At 34.6% G+C, this 22,066-nt stretch carries 15 protein-coding genes; 6 read left to right on the top strand and 9 right to left on the bottom strand.

The annotated features are described in order from the left end of the window. Positions 1 to 90: 90 nt before the first annotated feature. The 8 genes from gmd to HM982_RS02175 all read right to left on the bottom strand — a co-directional run bounded on the left by gmd (position 91) and on the right by HM982_RS02175 (position 7,763). Positions 91 to 1,206: a GDP-mannose 4,6-dehydratase gene (gene gmd / locus HM982_RS02210; RefSeq protein WP_179351486.1), complete on the bottom strand. Its 1,116-nt coding sequence runs from the start codon at positions 1,204 to 1,206 to the stop codon at positions 91 to 93. 101 nt (positions 1,207 to 1,307) lie between these two features. Then, positions 1,308 to 2,180, bottom strand: coding sequence for a glucose-1-phosphate thymidylyltransferase RfbA (gene rfbA, locus HM982_RS02205; RefSeq protein ID WP_179351485.1), 873 nt, complete (start codon positions 2,178 to 2,180; stop codon positions 1,308 to 1,310). Positions 2,181 to 2,200: 20 nt separating this feature from the next. After that, entirely contained in the window at positions 2,201 to 3,265 is a 1,065-nt protein-coding gene (gene rfbB / locus HM982_RS02200; protein WP_179351484.1) for a dTDP-glucose 4,6-dehydratase, read from the bottom strand. Positions 3,266 to 3,392: 127 nt separating this feature from the next. Beyond that, positions 3,393 to 4,184, bottom strand: a complete 792-nt coding sequence (cysQ, locus tag HM982_RS02195; protein WP_179351483.1) for a 3'(2'),5'-bisphosphate nucleotidase CysQ — start codon at positions 4,182 to 4,184, stop codon at positions 3,393 to 3,395. Between the two features lie 156 nt (positions 4,185 to 4,340). Further along, positions 4,341 to 5,597 (bottom strand): sulfate adenylyltransferase subunit 1, encoded by a 1,257-nt coding sequence (locus HM982_RS02190; protein WP_179351482.1) that lies wholly within the window; start codon positions 5,595 to 5,597, stop codon positions 4,341 to 4,343. Positions 5,598 to 5,824: 227 nt separating this feature from the next. Further along, positions 5,825 to 6,730 carry a sulfate adenylyltransferase subunit CysD gene (gene cysD, locus HM982_RS02185; protein WP_179351481.1) on the bottom strand — a complete coding sequence of 302 codons (906 nt, stop codon included), beginning with the start codon at positions 6,728 to 6,730 and terminating at the stop codon, positions 5,825 to 5,827. Between the two features lie 5 nt (positions 6,731 to 6,735). Further along, a complete protein-coding gene (cysC, locus tag HM982_RS02180; protein WP_179351480.1) occupies positions 6,736 to 7,326 on the bottom strand; it encodes an adenylyl-sulfate kinase in 591 nt (196 codons plus the stop codon). Next, positions 7,323 to 7,763 (bottom strand): DUF2061 domain-containing protein, encoded by a 441-nt coding sequence (locus HM982_RS02175; protein ID WP_179351479.1) that lies wholly within the window; start codon positions 7,761 to 7,763, stop codon positions 7,323 to 7,325. Before HM982_RS02175 ends, cysC begins: the two co-directional genes overlap by 4 nt. A 971-nt stretch (positions 7,764 to 8,734) precedes the next feature. Between HM982_RS02175 and HM982_RS02170 the strand changes: the two genes are divergently transcribed. The 6 genes from HM982_RS02170 to HM982_RS02145 all read left to right on the top strand — a co-directional run bounded on the left by HM982_RS02170 (position 8,735) and on the right by HM982_RS02145 (position 21,075). Further along, entirely contained in the window at positions 8,735 to 12,190 is a 3,456-nt protein-coding gene (locus HM982_RS02170) for a T9SS type A sorting domain-containing protein (protein ID WP_179351478.1), read from the top strand. Positions 12,191 to 12,615: 425 nt separating this feature from the next. Next, positions 12,616 to 17,649: a T9SS-dependent choice-of-anchor J family protein gene (locus HM982_RS02165; protein WP_179351477.1), complete on the top strand. Its 5,034-nt coding sequence runs from the start codon at positions 12,616 to 12,618 to the stop codon at positions 17,647 to 17,649. Between the two features lie 254 nt (positions 17,650 to 17,903). Further along, positions 17,904 to 18,065 (top strand): hypothetical protein, encoded by a 162-nt coding sequence (locus HM982_RS02160; protein WP_179351476.1) that lies wholly within the window; start codon positions 17,904 to 17,906, stop codon positions 18,063 to 18,065. Positions 18,066 to 18,082: 17 nt separating this feature from the next. Then, entirely contained in the window at positions 18,083 to 19,210 is a 1,128-nt protein-coding gene (locus HM982_RS02155; RefSeq protein WP_179351475.1) for a hypothetical protein, read from the top strand. A gap of 46 nt (positions 19,211 to 19,256) precedes the next feature. Beyond that, a complete protein-coding gene (locus HM982_RS02150; RefSeq protein ID WP_179351474.1) occupies positions 19,257 to 20,300 on the top strand; it encodes a nucleotidyltransferase family protein in 1,044 nt (347 codons plus the stop codon). Positions 20,301 to 20,499: 199 nt separating this feature from the next. Beyond that, complete coding sequence (locus HM982_RS02145) at positions 20,500 to 21,075, top strand: outer membrane beta-barrel protein (RefSeq protein ID WP_179351473.1); 576 nt, start codon at positions 20,500 to 20,502, stop codon at positions 21,073 to 21,075. A 71-nt stretch (positions 21,076 to 21,146) separates the two neighbouring features. On the opposite strand, the gene HM982_RS02140 is transcribed toward HM982_RS02145, so the two are convergent. Beyond that, positions 21,147 to 22,004 carry a zinc-dependent peptidase gene (locus HM982_RS02140; protein WP_179351472.1) on the bottom strand — a complete coding sequence of 286 codons (858 nt, stop codon included), beginning with the start codon at positions 22,002 to 22,004 and terminating at the stop codon, positions 21,147 to 21,149. Positions 22,005 to 22,066: the final 62 nt, after the last annotated feature.

Below are 22,066 nucleotides of genomic sequence, written 5' to 3'. Positions count from 1 at the left end.
ACAGAATATACACTTCACCAATCACCAAGCACCCATCACCAATCTCCAATCTCCAATCACTATTCACCAATCACCAATCACGTCCCCTAATTACTCAAAATAATTCATGGTTTTATAGCCCCCAGCTTCAAGGTACTGTTGTTGTTGCATCAATTTAATATCACTTTGCATCATATCCTTAACAAGGTCGTTTAAATCATATTGACATTCCCAACCTAATTTCTGTTTTGCTTTAGAGGCATCACCGATTAGCAACTCCACTTCTGTTGGCCTAAAATAACGAGGATCTACAGCTAAGACTTCTTTTCCGATTTCTAATTGGTATTCAGGGTCATTACATTTAGTAACATAAGCCTTTTCATCTTCACCTTCGCCTTTGAATTCTAATTCAATACCTACTTCGTCAAAACTCATTTTAACAAAGTCACGAATTCTTGTCGTTTTTCCGGTGGCAATCACCCAATCTTCAGCTTCTTCAGCTTGAAGAATCATCCACATCATACGCACATAATCTTTGGCGTGTCCCCAATCGCGTTGTGCGTCTAAATTTCCTAAATAAAATTTATCTTGTAATCCTAATGCAATTCTAGATACCGCTCTCGTGATTTTTCGAGTTACAAAGGTTTCCCCTCTAATAGGCGATTCGTGATTAAACAAAATACCATTACAGGCATACATATTATAAGCTTCACGGTAATTCACGGTAATCCAATAGGCATACATTTTAGCAACAGCATAAGGTGACCGTGGATAAAATGGTGTGGTTTCTGACTGAGGCACTTCTTGAACCTTTCCATATAGTTCGGACGTTGACGCTTGGTAAATACGTGTCTTTTTTTCTAAACCTAATAAACGAACCGCATCTAAAATACGTAGTGTTCCTAATCCATCGGCATTCCCTGTATATTCTGGGATTTCAAACGAAACTGCTACATGACTCATAGCCGCTAAGTTGTAAATTTCATCGGGTTGGATTTCTTTAATTAAACGGATAAGATTGGTACTATCCGTCATATCGCCATAATGCAAGAAAAAATTCTTATGATCGACGTGCGGATCCTGATATAAATGATCTATACGGTCAGTGTTAAATAATGACGAGCGGCGTTTTAAGCCATGTACTTCGTAACCTTTTTTCAGTAAAAACTCACTTAAGTAAGCACCATCTTGCCCTGTAACCCCTGTTATAAATGCAACTTTATTCATAATATTTTAGAAAATAAACCTTTTTAAATTAAATATTTATGCGCTTGCAAAGCTAAAAAAATATCAGACTTTGCTTTCTTTTTAAAGTTTTAAAATAAAAATTACTTAGAGACAATTTGCTTTAAATAATCGTAATAATCACCTTTAAGATTTTGAATACGTTCTGCTACACTTGCTTTTGATACCCAAGAACTGGCTAACGCAATTTCTTCTAAACAGGCAATTTTAAGTCCCGTTCGTTTTTCAACAGCTTTCACAAATTCTGTAGCTTCTGTCAATGCTTCGTGTGTTCCGGTGTCTAACCAGGCAAACCCACGACTTAACACTTGTAATTTTAATTGCTGCTGATTGAGATAGGTTTGATTTACTGAGGTTATTTCTAATTCCCCTCGATTGGATGGTTTTACATTTTTAGCAATTTTCACCACTGAATTCGGATAAAAATACAAACCAACAACAGCATAATTAGATTTTGGTACTTTAGGCTTTTCAACAATACTAATGACATTTTTTTGATCATCAAACTCTGCTACACCGTAGCGCTCGGGGTCTTTAACATAGTTCCCGAAAATTACAGCTTTTTGCTCTTTTTCTACAGTTTTTACGGCATCTAATAAGATGTTTTGAAGTCCTGCGCCATGGAAAATATTATCACCTAAAACCAAACACACATCGTCGTCACCAATAAAATCTTCTCCTAAAATAAACGCTTGTGCTAAACCATCGGGACTCGGCTGTTCTATATAACTCAATTGAATACCCAGTTGACTTCCATCACCTAAAAGTTGTTTAAAATTAGGCAAATCGTGTGGTGTAGATATAATTAGAATGTCCTTTATACCTGCTAGCAATAAAACCGACAGCGGATAATAAATCATCGGTTTATCATAAATAGGCAATAACTGTTTGCTTACCGCTAAAGTTAAGGGGTGTAGTCTTGTACCCGAGCCGCCTGCTAAAATAATTCCTTTCATTGCTTTTTAATTTATCTTAATTATTCGGCACTACTATATTGCTCTTGATAATACTTTAAATAATCACCACTGGTTACTTTCTCCATCCATTCGGTGTTATCTAAATACCAATCGATGGTTATACTTAAACCTTCTTCAAACGTTACCGAAGGGCTCCAGTTAAGTTCTTTATTAATTTTAGTAGCATCAATTGCATATCTTAAATCGTGACCCGGACGATCTTTAACATAAGTGATTAATTGTTCACTGGTTCCTGAAGGTTTATTGAGCTTTTCATCCATCTGTTGACAAAGCAATTTTACCAAATCGATATTCTTCCATTCGTTAAAACCACCGATATTGTAGGTTGCTTTAAGTTCACCTTCTCTAAAAATCAAATCAATGGCCTTTGCATGATCAATCACAAATAACCAATCTCTGGTATAATTACCATCCCCGTATACTGGAAGTGCTTTTCCTGAAATAATGTTATTAATAAACAGCGGAATTAATTTTTCAGGAAACTGATTAGGGCCATAATTATTAGAACAGTTTGAAATTATAAATGGCAAGCCATAGGTTTCACCATAAGCTCTAACAAAGTGATCACTACTTGCTTTTGAAGCCGAATAAGGTGAATTAGGGTCGTAGGCTGTCGTTTCTGTAAACAAGCCTGTTTCACCTAGCGCCCCATACACCTCATCAGTACTGATATGATAGAATAATTTATCTTTAAAGTCACCTTTCCAAAGATTTAAAGCAGCTTGTAAAAGATTCAAGGTTCCCATAATATTGGTTCTAGCAAAAGCTAAGGGATCGGTTATAGAACGATCCACATGAGATTCGGCCGCCAAATGAATCACCTTATTAAATTTATACTGTTCAAACGCCTGATTAACAGCTTCAGCATCCGTAATATCTATTTTTAGAAAATGATAATTTTTGTAATCTTCAACATCTTTTAAATTTTCAAGATTACCAGCATAAGTTAAACTATCTAAATTATAGATTTTAAACTCTGGATAATTTTGTACAAATAAGCGCACAACATGAGACCCAATAAATCCTGCACCACCAGTGATAAGTATGTTTTTTTGATTGGTCATATTTTATAAGACAATGTTACTTTTTAACCTCAAACTCGAAAGTGTACAGTTTTTAAATTTGAGCTCCTAAATAAGTAATTACTCTAATTTGAGCTATAAATATAAAGAAGACTTCAAGTCTAATAAACTATTTTCTCACCAAAAACCAAGCATTCAATAATTCTGCTCTATTATAAAGCATCGGCTTTTTAGTATTCCAATCGATGACTTCAAAACCTGCATGTTCACAAATGGCCTGACCTGCAGCTGTATCCCACTCCATGGTTGGTGCAAATCTTGGGTAACAATCAGCGGTGCCTTCTGCTACCATACACAATTTTAATGAACTGCCTTTAGATATTAAATTTACCTCACCGTGCTTTTGGCGCATATCACCAACGTAAGTTTCTGTTTCTGGCGACATATGCGAACGACTCGCTACCACCGTAAAGGTTTTATCTTCGCGTTCTAACGGTAATTGACTTGCACTACGAATTAAATTCTCTATACTATAATCGTCTAAATCTACTTTGACTTTAAAAGCCCCCAAAGTTTTAGATGAAAAATACAAATCGCCTAAAACAGGGACATAAATAACACCTATGGTTGTTTTCTGGTTTTCAATTAAGGCAATATTAACCGTAAATTCACCATTGCGTTTAATAAACTCTTTAGTACCATCAATAGGATCTACAATCCATAATTGACTCCAGTCTTTTCTTTCATCGTAAGGAATCGACTTGCCTTCTTCTGAAAGCACAGGGATTTCAGTCGTTTTTAAGTGCGACATAATCACATGATGTGAAGCCAAATCAGCTTTAGTCAACGGTGAATTATCACCTTTTAACTCTATTTCAAAATCATTAGAATGATAGATTTCTAAAATGGCCTTTCCGGCTTCTAAGGCTGCGGTAATTGCTATTTTTAAATTTTTAGTCATTTTTTTGTGATTGGTGATTCGTGGTTTGTGATTCGTGGTTTGTGATGGGGGGCTTACAATACTTAATACGCTCTTGTTTCTTTAAACTACACACGTTACACTTAACGCTTCACCAACCCCAAAACGCTTCTTTAATCACGCATCACGTTTTTAAACTTAAATAATCATTCCCGCACCAATAGTTTCATTGGTTTGCTCATCGATAATAATTACACTTCCTGTTTGGCGATTCTTCTTATAAGCATCAAAAAATAATGGCTTGGCTGTTCTAATAGACAAACGTGCGATATCGTTCATTTCTACTTTATCAATAGCTTCAATACGGTGTAAAGTATTAATATCTATTTTGTATTTTAATTCTTTTACCATACCAACGGTTTCATTTGTGGTATGTTTAACCACCACTTTAGTGCGTGCCTGAATAGGACTTGCACTCATCCAAGTCACCAACACCTCTAAATCTTGACTCACTTCTGGTACATTATTCTCACGAACAATCATATCACCACGACTGTTATCTATTTCATCTTCTAAAGTCATGGTTACCGACATTGGTGCAAAAGCTTCTGTAATTTGCTCGCCGTTTAACTCTATGGTTTTAATCGTAGACACAAATCCTGAAGGCAATGATTTTACCTTATCACCTGGTTTAAATACACCACCATCAACTCGACCAGCAAACCCTCGGTAATCTTGATTTTCTAATGTATGTGGACGAATAACAGACTGAATAGGAAAACGACAATCCACTAAATTATGATCACTAGAAATATGAACTGTTTCCAAATGATACATTAACGTACTGCCCTGATACCAATCCATCTTTTCTGAACGGTTAACCACATTATCGCCGTTTAAAGCTGAAATAGGAATAAACTGAATATCCTTAATCCCTAATTTTGAAGAAAACGCTTTAAAGTCGGAAACAATAGTGTCGTAAACTTCCTCACTGTAATCCACTAAATCCATTTTATTAACACAAACAATAGCATGAGGAATTCGTAATAGTGACGCAATAAATGCATGACGATGGGTTTGCTCTAACATCCCCTTACGGGCGTCAATTAGTATAATCGCTAAATTAGCTGTTGATGCACCTGTTACCATATTTCGGGTATACTGAATATGACCTGGTGTATCTGCAATTATAAATTTACGTCTTGGCGTCGCAAAATAACGGTAGGCTACATCGATGGTAATACCTTGTTCACGTTCTGATTTTAATCCATCCGTTAGCAATGACAAATCTACATAGTCAAACCCTTTAGACTTACTAGACTCCTCAACGGCATCTAATTGATCTTGAAAAATTGATTTACTATCGTATAACAAACGTCCTATTAATGTACTTTTTCCATCATCTACACTTCCGGCGGTTGTAAAACGCAATAATTCTATGTCTTGATAATCCATTTATTTAATTTTTTATTGTTCGCTTTTAGCTTTATTCTTTATTTCTTGTTTAATTCTTTCACCATTCGCGAAGTTGCAAAAAGTGAATACTGTAACTTAATCAGCTTTGTTCTTTAACTTCTTTTAGCTCGCAAAGGCGCTAAAGACACAAAAGGAAAATGCTGTTTATTCATGACTCATCTTTCATCTCTCAACTCACATCTAATCCCTCATTATTAATGCTTCTTCTAAAAGTATCCTTGCTTCTTACGATCTTCCATTGCTGTTTCGGCACGTTTATCATCGGCACGTCCACCACGCTCTGTAGTTCTTGTCGTTGCAATTTCTTCAATAATTTTAACCAAATCATCTGCTTCAGACTCTACCGCACCAGTAATAGGCATATCGCCACATGTTCTATAACGAATGGTCATATTTACAACTTCTTCGCCTTCTTTCAATTTAATAAATTCAGAATTTGCTAAAATTACACCATCCCTAACTACACAATCGCGTTGATGTGAAAAATAAAGTGATGGTAAATCAATGTTTTCTAATTTAATATATTCCCAAACATCCATTTCAGTCCAGTTAGAAATAGGAAAAACTCTAAAGTGCTCCCCATAATTCTTACGGCCGTTAAATAGATTCCACAATTCTGGTCTTTGATTTTTTGGATCCCATTGTCCAAATTCATCACGGTGCGAAAAGAAACGTTCTTTGGCTCGTGCTTTTTCTTCATCACGTCTTGCGCCACCCATGGCTGCATCTACTTTATAAGCTTCAAGGGTATCTAATAAAGACACTATTTGAAGTGAATTACGAGATGCATCAGCGCCTGTTTCTTCTTTAGCTCGACCTTTGTCAATCGCCTCTTGTACAGAACCCACAATTAATTTAACACCGAGTTTTTCAACCAATTCATCTCTAAAAGCGATTGTTTCAGGAAAATTATGCCCGGTATCAATATGAATTAAAGGAAATGGAATTTTTGCCGGATAAAATGCTTTTTTGGCCAAATGGGTTAACAAAATAGAATCTTTCCCTCCTGAAAATAGCAATACAGGATTCTCAAATTGTGCGGCTATTTCACGAATGACAAAAATCGCTTCCGATTCTAATTCTTTTAAATGATTGATTACGTAATTACTCATGTGTTTTATTTTAATTTTTGAATAATAAAGTCTAAAATGGTTTGAACTGATGTTTCAATAGTCTGATTATCGGTTATAATTTCTAAATCGGGATTCAAAGGGGCTTCATAAGGTGCTGAAATACCCGTCATATTTTTAATCTCACCAGCACGTGCTTTCTTATACAAGCCTTTAACATCGCGACGTTCACACTCTTCTAATGAGGTATTGATGTAGATTTCTATAAAATTGTCATCACCAACAATGGTTTTTATATTTTCTCTATCTTTAATATAAGGCGACACAAAAGCAGCCATTGTAACCACGCCAGCATCGACCATTAGATGGCCAATTTCTGCAATACGTCTAATATTTTCGGTGCGATCTTCAGGTGCAAAACTTAAATCCTTATTAATACCTTGCCTAATATTATCCCCATCTAAGCTAAAAGTGGAGATGCCTTTTTTATGAAGCTCTACCTCAACTAAATTAGCCAATGTAGATTTTCCAGAGCCAGACAACCCTGTAAACCACAATAAAAAAGCTTTGTGACCATGTTTTTTTTCACGGTCTAACTTTGTGATTTTATAATTATGCCTAACGGTATTTAAACTCATTGTTTTTTAGATTTTTTAAGCTTCTCTAAGCGTTTTCTTCGGTTTCTTTGATCCAAACCAAAATCGATACGGTACCATAATTTTTCGTGCCCAAAATACAATAACATTTTGGTAACAATCTCTGCACTTCCAATTTTTAAACCTGTTAATGGGTTACCCGAAACTAACCACCCTAAAACTATGGTATCTATAGTGCCCACAGCACGCCATGAAAATGTTTTTAAGACATGTCGCTTATTAGACGATTTAATGGCGGACTTAAACCAAGCTCTTTCATGAACGTAGTATAAAACCATCTTAGTAATTAATTCATAAACACCAATCTGAGCACCTACAGCCATATCACCTGATATCAACCAAGACAACAGGAAGGTGTCTAATGTTCCTATAAGGCGCCACGTGATGGTTTTAGCTAAGTGACGTTTACTAAATTTCAAATCTTAAGTCCATTAAAACATTCTCCTTTACCTTTATTTTTAGACCACTGAACAAACGACACCACAATTAAATTTATATTATAACTTAAATGGTTTGTTCATTTATTTGCTAAGTGAGCAAAAATACTTAATTCTTAACACTAAGCAATTAAAACTCTACACTAAATTACGACTTTCAACCTCAAATTTAAATAAGCTGTCTAAAAATATAATAGCTAAAGGCACATCATCGAAATGACCTCAAATTTAGGATATTAGATTTTTTAACTGCACTTAATACGTCATTATAATGACTATTTACACCTCCTCCTTTAACTTAGCCGTGAATCATCTATATTGAACCTATCACTATTAGAATATTTGTTTTTTTTTAATGAATTGTCCCCTATTAATTAATAACCGCTAGATATTACAGAACTTCAAACATTTAATTATATCTTGACAAGATAAAGCCGAACCCTCACCTAATTTTTAAAATATTTTCAAGTAATTTAATAGAGCTATTACACTATAAACACAGCAACAACTTTCAACACCATAACATGATTTACATGAAACCACTAATTAAAAGCACAACAAATACACCTTTTAAATACCCCCCTTCTCACATCTAAGCTAATCACATGTAATCCTTTCGTTCGCTTAAAAAACTGCAAACACTAAACAACAAAACTACAATCAACATTATACACTATAAAATAAGAGCTTAAAAATTATAATCGTCACCTATTTACATCGGTAAAAAAAACAATTTCAAAGATTTGTTAAAAGAAAATAGTAGGTTAAATACGAACTTTTACTATATTTGACCGCACTCAATATGACACACTTAGCCTAATTTCAACAAATTAGCAGCATAAGGTATGTTCTTTAAACAGATAAAGAGTTGACAAACCTAGGGTATTTCTTATATTAAGGCATATCTTAATTTTAATACAAAAGCTAAGCTTTAACTAAGTTAATTTTACATTATGAAAAACTTTTACGCATTTTTGGTATCTCTACTAATAGGATACTCTGGTTTTGGGTTTACTACAGAAACCCCTAATACTGCACCATATGATGGGACAGAAGACTATTTGGTTTCTAATGAGAATTCAGCTAATAACACATTTAGTGATCAAATTACTTATTGTGACATAACTATCTCCAACGGCACAATTACAGAAGGAAGTGCTTTCAATGTTTCTGCAGAAGTATACATCGCAGGTGCAACAGATATTTCGCCAACAGAAGTACCACTATTGGAAGCAGAAATCGGTTATATAAAAATTAATGATATTAATGTTGGTGATTTCAATGAATGGACATGGGTTACAGCTACATTTAATCCTCTAGCAACTGGAAATAACGACGAATATACTGCTGACATAGGTACAGATATCGGTTTAAATCCAGGGAATTATTATTATGTAAGTCGTTTTAGAGTAGATGCACTTCCATATTTCTATGGTGGAGTTGGTGGTATTTGGGATGGTACAACTAATGAGTCTGGTGAATTGGAGGTGAATTTAGACACTAGTACAACTTCAATTCCAACAACCGTAGCAACATTAACTATTGAAGGCTGTGGCGATGTTGACACTCATACTGTAAGTGATTACGATGCATCTGAAGACCCTATCATATGGGTAGAAGTAATTTACGATGGTCTTTGCTCAAGATTAATAGTAGACACTGAAGGGTCTTCACCTAGTGGATTTGATACAGAAATTGGTATTTATGACGCCTATGGCAACTTACTTCAATATGATGATGATGGAGGAACAGGGTCTTTAGGCGCTATTGACCGAGAAGATTGGTTATCAGGTCTCGCTGCAGGAACTTATTATGTTGCTGCTGGAGCAAGAGACATGATTTGGGAAAATCCTGTTAACGAAACTCATTTTGGCGTAACCTCTGCTAACACTACTGCCACAGGGTCTTTAAAAATTAATGCAAGCACTCCAATTTTAGTTGATTATTGTAACATAGAATCTCCTGATAATGGCAATATATACCAAGGTGCTACATTCAACGTTTCTTCTGAAATTAGTCAAACAAATATAACCGACACGGCAGGTCCGAATTCGGATATTGGCGCATGGATTGGCTACAGTACAACAATCCCAACAACTACTTCTGATTTTGCAGATGCAGCATTGTGGACATGGAAAGAAGCAACTTACCAAAGCTATACAGCTACAGGTGTTGGTACATATACCTATGAAACAGAAATTGGAACCACAATTGAAACACCAGGCACTTATTATTATGTAAGTCGTTTTTCGGTTGAAGGTGGTGATTTTGCTTATGGCGGTATTACAACTGATGGTTCCGATGGTAATTTTTGGGATGGTAGCACCTATAAAGCTGGTGTATTAACCGTAAACCCAAAACAAGAACCAACAAATCATGTTATAGATTTTACTGCTACTGTAGTTTCAGATTCAGAGATTGATTTAACTTGGAATGTTAATCATGGTGCGCAACCTGCAGATGGATTTTTAATTGTCGGCAAAAAAAATCTAAATACTTTTTACTCACCAGTAGATGGAACAGTGGGAGACCCTTTAAATTTTGCGTCTTGGAATTTTCCTAATGCAAGAATATACTTGACTGCTTCTGCTTCAGGAATTCAAACCTATAATGTTACAGGGTTAACAAGTGGTACAGAATATAATTTTAAAATTTATCCATATACAAACGCACCAGGGAGTTTTATAGATTACAAAACAGATATTACTATACCTGAAGCTAGCGCAACTACATTAACAACTATATATACTTTTAACGGTACATGGTCTCCAAGTGACCCAAATGGCCTGTCCACCATCAGTGATGCAATTGAGGTGACTTCTGGTGATGCTACCATAACAGTTAGTACGTCTATTAATACGGTTACGGTAAGTCCGGGTGCAGGTTTAATTATTAATAGTGGTGCTATTTTAACTGTAGATGGAGGCGTGACTTTAGAATCTGCCTCTAATAGTTATTCAAGCTTAATATATAACGGTGATGGTGCTACCATAACAGGCGGCGATATTAAATACAAGCGTTACGTAAATTCTAATACCAACGGTAATGACCTTATCTCAGCACCATTGGCTGGAGAAACTTGGTCTGACTTTTTAAGCTCAGACACAAATATAGGCGATTTATTGGATAATGGTGCAACAAGCCCAACAACCTATGCTTTTGCTCCTTTTGACAAAGCTACGGGAGAATATGTAAACTACACTGATGCTGATAATCCAACCTTAACAAGTGGTACAGGTTATAGAGCCGCGACAGATAGTGGCACTACACTGACGTTTACTGGAACTATGCCAGCAGAAACAGTTGATGTGACTGTTAGCTACGAAGACTTAACAACACCTCACAGAGACTGGAACCTCATTGGTAATCCATACCCCTCTTATATAAGTATTTCTGATTTTCTAAATGGAGAATCTGGAACAATAGGCTTCTCAAACATGGAATTGCTTGATTCAGGGTCAGGTATTTATGGGTATGACGGGGATTCTTCAAATGGTTGGGATATGATTACACTTGCAAATTTAGAAGGCACAGATAGACTTATGGCTCCAGGTCAAGGATTTTTAATTGCTATTGAGGAGTCTCTTACTAAAGTATTAACTTTTCCACCCCTTACTATTAATGCACTACCACCATATGACATTAGGTTCAATAATTCTATGACGACAACCGGAAACTCAGATGATTTTATTCCGGGACGTAATGCCAACTCATTAACGTTCTTTAAGCTTAGCGCTAATACGGCAACTAAAAACTATAGTACTCAGTTTTATTTTAACGAACAGTCTAGTGAAGACTTAGACCACGGTTATGACGGTAAAATATTAGGTGATGCAGCTCCTAGTTTTGCTCTTTACTCAGAATTAGTTGAAGATGAAAACGGTTTTGGTTTACCATTAGCATTACAGTCGCTAAGTATTACAGATATGATGGATGTTGTCATTCCATTGGGCGTCAATGCTAACGCTGGCGAACAATTAACTTTTTCTATTACAGAAATGGAGTTGCCGAGTTCTGTAGAGGTTTATTTAGATGATAACTTAACAAACACCACCACCTTAATATCTGCAAGTGATTATGTAATTACACCAAGCAACAATTTAAGTGGTACAGGTCGTTTCTACTTGCGTGTTTCTGAAAACAGTACCTTATCGGTTGGTGATGAAGATTTTAACAGTATTAAAATTCACACACAGCAATCACCTAAAACAGTTATTATACAAGGTATCATTAATGAAGGCGCTACAGCTAAAATCTATGACATCCAAGGGCGTTTGGTTTCTAATACAACTTTAGAAAGCCGCAACTTAATAAATGAAATTGATGCTTCTGATTTGCAAGATGGCGTTTATGTAGTAACCTTAACAGATGGTTCACAACAAAAAACACAGAAAGTGATTTTAAGATGATTGAAAATCTTATAAAAAATAAAAAAGCGCATCTTAACCGATGCGCTTTTTTTTTTACAAAAAAACTTAAAATACAAACCTAATATTAAGAACTTATTAACATAGGCAAACACTTAGAAAAGCAGCTCCAAGTAACACCAAACAGCTAAAAAACTAATCTCCAACTACTTAATCACACCCTTATAAATTCCTCGTAATATCCCTAACAAAACCGTAATAATTTGTTAATATATATAACACTTCACCATAGCAACTAATTCTATATTTGCTATCCCTAATAATTAGCGCTCAATAGAGCACTATTAATATATATGTTATTAATTAATAATCTATTTTAATAATTGTCTATTAAAAAGAATACACCTAAATCCATTAGATGCAGGTGCATTACCTAGGCTTTATTAAAAAAAACCCCTCTATTACGCATGAAACATGTTTACTTATTTTTAATAGCCTTAATGATGACTATTTTGGGGTTTGCCCAAGGTACTGAAACCTTTAGTGATCTATCCTCAAATGGATCTTACTTAAGTAGATCATGGACAGGAGATGATGGCTCTACATGGACAGCAACAAACTCCCGCACAGACGAAACAATTGATAGTAGAGCCATTACTATGAATGATGACAAAGCTAACACTTACATTCAATCTGGAACTATTAGTGGTGGTATTGGAGACATTACAATTACAACTCAAAGAAAGTATGGTGGAGGATCTGGAAATTTAGATGTTTTAATTAATGGTTCAAGCTTGGGAACTGTTCCTTATAGCGGATCAGTTCAAGCAACTACAATTTACGGAATAAACGTCTCTGGTGACTTTGATATTAGAATAGACAATAATATTGGAGGATCTAATGGAGGTGGTGCAGACCGAGTTGCAGTAGACAACATTACATGGACGGCTGGTGCCCCAGCATGTACTGCCCCAATAACCCAAGCTTCAGCTTACAGCACAACAGCTTTAGGTACGACATCTGCAACCTTAAACTGGGCTGATGGAACTGGTGATGAAGTATTGGTCGTTGTAAAAGAAGGCTCAGCTGTTGATACAGATCCTGAGGTTGGAACTACTTACACAGGTAATACAACTTTTACTTCTGGAGACCCAATAGGGACTGGGAATTATGTGGTACACTCTGAATCTGCTACGAGCTCAGTAAGCATTACTAGCTTAACTGAAGCAACAACTTATCATGTTGCTGTTTATGAATATAATACTACTGACAACTGTTATTTAACACCTGCCTTAACTGGTAGTTTTACAACAGAATGTTCTACACCTTCAGATGTTACTGCATTTACGGCAAGTGAAGGTAACGAAGAAGTAGATTTAACATGGTCTAATGGTAGTTGTTTTGATGAAATTTTAGTCATAGCCAAAGAAATATCTGCAGTAACGTTTACACCAACAGGTAATGGTTCTGCTTATACCGCAAATACAGAGTTTGGATCTGGTTCAGATGTAGGAAGTAGCGAATATGCTGTTTATAAAGGTACTGGAACTTCCGCAACGGTAACAGGCTTAACCAACGGAAACACTTACCATTTTTCAGTATTTACAAGAAAAGCTACATCTTGGAGTGCAGCAGTTGCGGATGATGCGACATTAGCTTGTACTGCTCCAGCAATACAAGCTTCTACTTTTACAACGCTATCACTTACAGCAACAGATGTTTCTATTGAATTCACAAGAGGTGGTGGAGATAAAGTTCTAGTTTTAATGAAAGAAGGCTCTGCTGTAGATGAAGACCCTACTAGTGGAACGAGCTATACTGCAAATAGTAATTTTGGAGATTTAAGCGCAGATGAACTAGGTAATGGTAACTTTGCTGTGTATAATGGCAATGAAAGCTCTAACCCAGGAATCGGTGGCGACCTTATTGATTTTAACGTTAATGGATTATCTCAAGGCACAACATACCACCTTGCTGTCTATGAATATAATGACATAAACACATGTTATAATCTTACAGAACTTATAGGAATTTTTACAACACCATGTGCAGCTATAACTTCATTTCCATTTACAGAAGGATTTGAAAGCGGTGTACCACCGACATGCTGGACTTCTTATAGAGGCACAAATAATTCTGGAACTGGACAAGATTGGACTACTAGCACAACAGCATATTCAGGTTCTGTTGCTGCTTATGTACGCTACGAAAATGTTTCTGGCGGTTTTGCCGAAGACTGGTTAGTAACTCCTGCTTTAGATTTATCATCAATTACTAATACTGAATTATCGTTCTACACAAGAGATTCTGGTTATGGAGATGAGAGTGATTATTCAATTAGAGTATCAACTTCTTCACAAACTGACCGTGAATCCTTTAACACAATTACAACCAAAACTTCGTATGGAACTACTTACCTTAAAGAAATAGTTGATTTAAGTTCTTATGATGGTCAAACTATTTATATCGCTTTTGTAATGACACAAGATAATGGTGATAATTGGTTCTTAGATGATATAGAAGTTGCTGCTGGCGTAGCACCAAATGATTCAGACACTGAAGTGTATGAACCAACATCTCAAGTCGCTACTGCAACAATTACTGCAGCTAGCAACACTACAAGTGTAACCTCATTTGATGCTTTTGGATTTGAAGTAGAAGATCAAGGAACTACCGATGCGGAACCAACAAACATTACTACGATGCGTTTTGTTCCAGGACCAAATAATACGGCCGATTGGACAGACCACATACAAGGGGTTACGCTATTAGACGGAAACGTTGTATCTTACACACCGACAACATCTATTACTGATACTGAAATTGTATTAACTTTTGGAAGTCCAATTGTAGTAGCGGACAACTCATCTTTAGAGTTTTTATTAGGATTATACTTAAACACAACATCTATAATAGATGGTAGTGTAATACAATTACAAATAGACGAAAGCGCTAATGGATTTGCAACGGATATCATGGGTTCTGGTCTTGCTGATCCGTTCCTCTTAGGAGATATCGTTGGAAATAACATGACTATTGAGGTTGATGCTACGGAACTTATTTTCTCTCAACAACCTTCCGATACTGAACTTAATATTGCAATGTCACCCGCTGTAACGGTTTCTGGTGTAGATGCCAATGGTAACTTAGATACAGATTATAATTTAGATGTAGACATTACGTCTACAGGAACATTGACCGGAACACCAGTAACAGCAACCGCAGTAAATGGTATTGCTACATTTGCAACACTCACACACACTGTAGCTAGTACAGGCTTGGTATTAACTGCAGATGACGGAGTATTTGCAACAGTAGACAGCAGTTCTTTTGATATTACTGAACCTATAGTTGGAGCGACAGATTTATTTTTCTCAGAGTACATTGAAGGCTCAAGCAATAATAAATATTTAGAAATATATAATGGTACAGGTGCAGATGTAACCCTTACAGATTATTCTATTGAATTATACGCCAATGGTGGTTCTAGCCCGAACAACACAGAAGATTTTAGTTCAGGATTCCCTGCAACACTTGCTAATGGTGAGGTCATCGTTTTAGAAAACTCTAGTGCTTCAATATATGAAGGTACCGCATACAGTTCTAGTGTATGTAATTTTAATGGAGATGATGCTTTAGTATTAAAAAAAGATGGTGTAATTATAGATATTATTGGAAACATAGGTTGTGATCCAGGAAGTGAATGGAGTGATGGAGAAAATAATACTGAAGACCAAACTCTAATAAGAAACATTGATATATGTGGAGGCATTACTGTTGATCCTGCAAGTTGTACATTCCCTACTTTAGATAGTGAGTGGACGGGTTACCCTCAAGACACGATTAGTAATTTAGGGTCTCATACTGCTGAGTGCGGTGCAACAGCAACCACCTATACCTTCAACGGCACATGGTCACCAAGCAATCCAAATGGTACAGCTACTGCTAATGATGCTATTGTTATTAATTCTGGTAATGCTACCATTTCATCTGACTCATCTATTAACTCAGTAACGGTTAATCCTGGTGCTGCTTTAACTGTGAGTTCCGAAGCGACGTTAACCGTAACAGAGGCTATAACTTTAGAATCGGTATCAGATAATTATTCTAGCTTAATATTAGATGGGACTATTGAAGGCACTATTAACTATGAGCGCCACGTTAATGGCAACTTAGGTTTAGGTGACACAAATGCTAATGGAAATAATGATTTAATAACACCACCACTATCTGGTCAGACTTTTGGAGCATTCGCAACTGCAAACAGCAACTTACTTACCAATCCTTCTGATGCTACTGAGAAAGCATTTGCCATATTTAATAAAACGACAGGTGACTATGAAAACTATAACACCACAGCTAATGCTACTACAATATTAGAAGCAGGAACAGGTTATAGAGCAACAACAAACGACACGTCTACACTTATATTTACAGGTACTGCTAATAAGGAAGATATTGATATTAATATTGAATATTCTGGTTCTAGTTACGAAGACTGGAATTTAATAGGCAACCCTTACCCTTCGTACCTAGATATTGAAGCCTTTTTAACACATGAAGTAGCTACAGGTATCATGAATATAGATTTATTAAGTGACACGTCTGGTATTTATGGTTATGATGGAGATACCTCCGACGGTTGGAATATCATTAACCTTACTAATGCTTCAGGACAACTTATGGCACCAGGACAAGGATTCTTAGTTGCTGCTGATGCTGACCATGTTGATTCGTACAATCTAGAATTTAAAACCTCAATGAGAACCACAGGTAACGGTGATGATTTTATTGCTGGTCGTGATGCCAATACATTAACCTTTTTTAAACTCAAGGCCAGTACTACAACTACTAATTATACAACTCAATTTTATTTTAACACTCATGCTAGTCAAGGGTTAGATGCAGGCTACGATGCTAAAATTTGGGGAGGAACGGCTCCGAATTTCTCATTATTCTCACACTTAGTGGAAGATAACAACGGAGTACCTATAGCGCTTCAAGCTTTAAATTTAACTGACTTATCTCATGTAACGATTCCACTTGGTGTAAATGCCAACCAAGGCGAACAATTAACGTTTAGTATCAGTGAATTTTCACTACCAAGCACGGTTAATGTATACCTAGAAGACAATGTTACTAATACATCTACATTATTAAATACTGGTGATTATGTACTAACGCCAAGTACAGCGCTAAGTGGTATGGGTAGATTCTACTTGCAGGTATCAAATAGCGCACTATCTACAATAGATAACACATTAGATTATTTAAATATATACGCTAATAAAGCAGATAAAACTATTGTTGTTGCAGGTGAACTAGCAACCACGACTAAAGCTACCATTTACGATGTACAAGGACGAAGAATTAGTAGTACACAATTACAAAACAATAACAGCCTACAAACTATAGATGTAAGCAACTTAAATGCAGGCATATATATAATACAATTAACTAATAGTATACAAAATAAAACTCAAAAAGTAATTATACACTAAAGAAAAGAATAAATAAAATCACTTATTTATTATATAATACACTGTTAATTACTTAATTAATAATTATATTAACAGTGTATTATTTTTTTTAAAAAAAATTAAGTTACTAAACTACAGCATTTTAAAATAGAATTTATTAATTTTGATTTTTTAACATTAGCTGAAAACATTTTTTTTAGATAAACCTTTTAAGATTTATCTTTTATAAATAAAATATTTTCTTATTTTTGAACTCAAAACCTAGGGCATAACCCATGAAAAAAGATAACAATACAGATAAAATCACCCGTAAAGACGCTATTAAAAAAATGGGGAAATATGCGGCATTAACTGCCGTAGGTACTTTTGTGATTTTAAACCCTTTAAAAGCTCAAGATACCTCGGCACCAGATGCAGGTGGAAATCCATTTAATTAATAATTTTCTTATTAAATTTGAATACTAATTTAGCACCTACGTTAAAACATTTTAATGGTGATTATTGGGTATTTTGGTTTAAAACCTCTAATAGTTATAGTGTAGTTCAACCTGACTTTAATCTTCTTTTAGAAACCTATTTAGAATCTAAGACGCCTAATCAATTTACAGCTACATTATCAAATCACATTAACGTTTCAGAAAGCAGAACAATAGCTGAAACCTTATATAGTTATTTAAAGGACTCTAACATTCCTTATATTACACCTCAAATTTCTTCGGTTACATTAAACCCTTCAAATAGAAATATATTAAAGCAGTATACTTTTGGAGACAGAACTATACAAATTTATTATAGCTCCGAAGCTGTTGCAAAAGTTATTCACCCGGCTATAGCACACTATTTTACTAAGACACCTATATCCGCTGGCACCACATTTGATATTTACTTAGATAACGATAACTTATATTTGTTTAAAGACCAACAACCACTAATTAGTGCTTCAAAATATAATTACCATAAAATTCAAGGTAAATTTATAATGCACTTACTCTGTGCTTTACATGATAAAGAGGAACAAGATTGGATAGGAACAATACATGGTTCGACTATTACCGATGGAAATGCTTCAATGCTTTTTGTGGGTCAATCAGGAAAAGGTAAAAGTACGTTGTGTACGTTACTAGCTTTAAATGGTTTCTATTTATTAGCTGATGATGTATCACCACTACTGTCAGAAAACAAACATATTTATTATAATCCTTCTGCCATTTCTACTAAAGCTGGCGCTTTTGATTTACTGAAACCTCTAGTTCCTAATTTTGAAACTTTACCACTGGTTACTTTTAACAAATCTAAAGGGCAGTTAAAATACATTCCTTCTCAAAAACCAGAACAAGACCACTACCCATGCCGCGCTATAATTTTGGTAAATTATACACCTGGTAGTAACACGAAACTAGAAACCGTTTCTATAAAAACCATTTTAGAAACTTTAATACCAGATTCATGGTTATCTCCAGACCCTAAACATGCCCAACAATTTTTAGATTGGCTTTCAACTCAAAAATTGTATCAATTAACTTATAGCGATACTAAAAGTGTGACTTCAGAAATTTCTACCTTATTTAAACAATTAAGTTAAAGGAATTACTTATTATTGATTAGCATTTAATAATAGTTAAACATCTATGTCTAAATTAGCGACTATAAATCAACATATGGCCCATATGTTAAGTTTTAGCTATCCTAATTCACAGCTAGCAAAAACAATAAGCGCCGCAAATTTTGATTGGGATACTATTGTCATTGAAGGCAGCAAACATTTGGTATTACCAGCACTTTACTGTAGATTAAAAGCTAAACAATTACTACATATACTACCTAAGGAATTAGTGGATTATTTAGAACAGATTACCAATATCAATCGTTCTAGAAACCAATCTATATTAAATCAGGTACATAACATCTCCAAGATTTTAAATGATAATTCTATAGACCATGTATTTTTAAAAGGTACCGCCTTACTAGCTTCTGGTTATTTTAAAGATAATGGAGAGCGTATGGTGGGTGATATTGATATTTTAGTGGCAAAACCGCAACTACACAAGGCTTTTAACCTTCTAAAAGTATCGGGTTATGACAAAACTTCAGGGTTTGCTTATGACAAAAAAGATTTTAGACATTTAGACCGCTTAATAGCAACGGATAAATTAGCGGCCATAGAGTTACATTCTGAATTACTCAATAAATCGTATTGGTCATTAATGGATATGGAAAATGTTATTAATTCGAAAACCATTGTTAATGGTGTTGCGATTCCGCACATCAATCACTTTAGAAAACATATAGTTCTCAGTTGGCAACTGAATGATTTTGGTCATTATTACAATAGAATTAGTTTTAAGTCGCATTATGATTTTATTGCACTCGATGCTTATATCGATGATGATTTTATAACAACATTATTAAAATTGAAATATGGCAAGTCCTATTTAGAGTTGGTGAAGTATTATTTTCCTGAGTTTTCAAAAGTACCGTCTAATTATTACATGACTTACAGAAAATTATTCTACAAAGCAATGCTTTATTACAAACCCCTAAACTACCTTGTCTCCTTTACTAAACAATTTACTAAATTTACATTCAACCGTTTATATTTAGTGATTACCAATACTAGTTACGTTAAACACATCATAAAAAATAAACTTTTTAAAAAGTCCAAATTATTCTAATTTCTAATAATATATAAGCCCTCTTAACCTAAAATTAATCATCAAATAATATTAAAATTGGTTGTAACTTATTAATTTTCAACATAAATTAATTCTCTTTTAGTTTTTTTTAATTATTATTACATTTAAATTAGGTTTTATAATCCATTAATTTGTTTTATAATACATAAAGTTTAACTTTGACCAAAATTGTTTTAAAATGAAAAAATTAATTTTAATAGTATTATTAGCATCATTTAGTATTTCATCTTACGCACAAAGGTATAATAATGAGTGGTTTTTGAGTGTAGGCGTTAATGCTATTAATTCCTTAGGAACTCGGTCTCCGATTAATAGTCCTGATGATTGGACTTTCCAAACTCCTATTGCTGCTGCAATAGAACTTAATTGGGCTGATGACTTTTCTATAGAACAGTCAATAACGTTTAATGGATTTTCACAAGATGCACGTATTGATTTCGAACCTACAGATAAAGAGTATAATTATTTATCTTTAGATACACATCTAAAATATTACTTTGGCGAGCTTATTTTTGGTCGAGGTCGAAATACAGATTGGTTTGATATCTACGCAAACGCAGGTATTGGTTTCTTCCATATAGATGAAACTAATGTTTCTGCTAATTTAGGAGGAGGTGTTTTATTTTGGTTAAACCGTAATAGAACTTTTGGTTTGAAAGCGCAAACCATCGCTAAATTTGCTTTTAACCATCCTGAAAGTGGTTATGACAATAATCATTACCAATATCATTTACAAGCCGTATTTAAGTTATAATATTGAAACATATAAATCATATAAAAAAAGGCGTTCTATAAAAAGAACGCCTTTTTTTGTTCCCATACAAATTAATATGAAGCAAATTTAAAATTAAGCATTTGCTTCATATACTTATAAACCATTGGAAATTTCGCTTTAAATACCTCTGGAGTTTCAATAAAATTTTCGAGTAAGACTGCAAAAAACTCATAATGATTGGTGTAAGCATAGCTTCTAAAATACCGAGAGGCAATTAATTTTTTCCTAACTTCTACATGACTCTGTAAATAATCCATCAAGGCTTTAAACCCACGATTAAAAATAATACTACTCACATCATCATTAATACTGGCATTTAAATGTATGGCGTGACCAAACTCGTGAATTCCCAAATTTAGATTATCATCACCTATCTTATAACCTGCTAGAAAGTCTTTCCAAGAAAACACAATGGCTTTTAATTGCGGATTCGTTTCCCCTTTATGATACACTTCATTAATTGTCGAGTAATAGGTTTCAGGATAAATTATTACGGTGTTGATTAAATCGAGTTTAAATTTTTTAAAACCAAAAGTGAGCATGGTTACCGTAGCTGCAACGGCTACTTTCATCTGTGCTGTAATAACTAAACCTTGTTTACCGATAAACTTGTTCTCTTTTATAAACACAGCCATTCTATGTTCAAAATAACGTTTATGCTTTGGAGAGAGAGCTTCAAAATAAGCATGCTCTTTTTTTAAAATTTCAAGATAATTTGATGGTAATTTATAAAGCCTGAAATAAAAATGATTATATAGTGGTTTATTAAACGTTGAAGCATAATACAATTGCAGCAATTTAAACAACCTGTATAAGATAAAGAATGTTAATAAGACAATTACAACAGAAACAATATTAATGCTTACCGGTTCGCTTTCGGTAATCGCTTTGGCCGACTGTACTATCATTCTTAAGCCGTTTGATGCTTATAAGAATTAAACATATCAAAGTCTGCGCAGCAATTTAAAGG

The organism is Winogradskyella vidalii (assembly GCF_013403955.1).
Classification (GTDB): Bacteria; Bacteroidota; Bacteroidia; order Flavobacteriales; family Flavobacteriaceae; genus Winogradskyella; species Winogradskyella vidalii.
This window is presented reverse-complemented; position numbering and strand designations above follow the sequence as displayed.

Coding starts and splice junctions, on each gene's coding strand:
- HM982_RS02145 (WP_179351473.1), top strand. CDS start 20,500: ATGAAAAAATTAATTTTAATAGTATTATTAGCATCATTTAGTATTTCA.
- cysD (WP_179351481.1), bottom strand. CDS start 6,730: ATGAGTAATTACGTAATCAATCATTTAAAAGAATTAGAATCGGAAGCG.
- HM982_RS02160 (WP_179351476.1), top strand. CDS start 17,904: ATGAAAAAAGATAACAATACAGATAAAATCACCCGTAAAGACGCTATT.
- rfbA (WP_179351485.1), bottom strand. CDS start 2,180: ATGAAAGGAATTATTTTAGCAGGCGGCTCGGGTACAAGACTACACCCC.
- cysQ (WP_179351483.1), bottom strand. CDS start 4,184: ATGACTAAAAATTTAAAAATAGCAATTACCGCAGCCTTAGAAGCCGGA.
- rfbB (WP_179351484.1), bottom strand. CDS start 3,265: ATGACCAATCAAAAAAACATACTTATCACTGGTGGTGCAGGATTTATT.
- HM982_RS02140 (WP_179351472.1), bottom strand. CDS start 22,004: ATGATAGTACAGTCGGCCAAAGCGATTACCGAAAGCGAACCGGTAAGC.
- HM982_RS02150 (WP_179351474.1), top strand. CDS start 19,257: ATGTCTAAATTAGCGACTATAAATCAACATATGGCCCATATGTTAAGT.
- HM982_RS02190 (WP_179351482.1), bottom strand. CDS start 5,597: ATGGATTATCAAGACATAGAATTATTGCGTTTTACAACCGCCGGAAGT.
- HM982_RS02170 (WP_179351478.1), top strand. CDS start 8,735: ATGAAAAACTTTTACGCATTTTTGGTATCTCTACTAATAGGATACTCT.
- gmd (WP_179351486.1), bottom strand. CDS start 1,206: ATGAATAAAGTTGCATTTATAACAGGGGTTACAGGGCAAGATGGTGCT.
- cysC (WP_179351480.1), bottom strand. CDS start 7,326: ATGAGTTTAAATACCGTTAGGCATAATTATAAAATCACAAAGTTAGAC.
- HM982_RS02165 (WP_179351477.1), top strand. CDS start 12,616: ATGAAACATGTTTACTTATTTTTAATAGCCTTAATGATGACTATTTTG.